At 30.6% G+C, this 519-nt stretch carries 1 protein-coding gene; it reads right to left on the bottom strand.

Translation table 11 applies throughout. The features are described 5' to 3' along the window. Positions 1–77: 77 nt before the first annotated feature. On the bottom strand, positions 78–440 hold the full coding sequence (locus AC3DE3_RS17145; protein ID WP_488370827.1) for a hypothetical protein: 363 nt from the start codon (positions 438–440) through the stop codon (positions 78–80). Between the last annotated feature and the right edge of the window lie 79 nt (positions 441–519).

Genomic DNA, 519 nt, shown 5'->3' on the forward strand with positions numbered 1-519 from the left:
TTCTATGGCTTTATTTTTTAATTCTTCAATTTCCATGTTTTAAATTTAATTAGTTTGACATTTATTGTTTTTATTTTTTAGCTATTATTAATTTTTATAGCTTTGCCACTTAACCTCCCAAAGCTAAAAAGTTTTGCATCAATCATCGCTTCGCAAAATTCTAGTTCTCCGATTATTCGGCTTAAATTCGCTCGCTCTAATATAACATTTAACATCCAGTCTCCATCGTTTTTAAAGGCGATACAGCTATCGCAGGTTGATTTTATAGCAATTCTATGGCAATGTATTTTTTCTTCTCTAAAAACGCCTAAAATGTACGCTGGCTTGTAATGTACCCAAACGTCTTTAATATTTAAGCCGTCAAGTAATTTGCTTCGTGTTTTTGGGGCAATAATTAAAGCCTTTGCCCATAATGCGGTTGTTTTAAAAATTTGTTTCATTTGTTTTAGTTTTAGGTTGTTCGGTTTTAATAACTTTAATCAATCCTGTTTTTGTTTGGCTACGGATAAAAAAATTGTA

Source organism: Dietzia sp. IBK-p2-16D (assembly GCF_057773085.1).

What these genes read in the sequence shown, in the direction of transcription:
- AC3DE3_RS17145 (WP_488370827.1), bottom strand. Translation starts at nt 440, where the DNA reads ATGAAACAAATTTTTAAAACAACCGCATTATGGGCAAAGGCTTTAATT.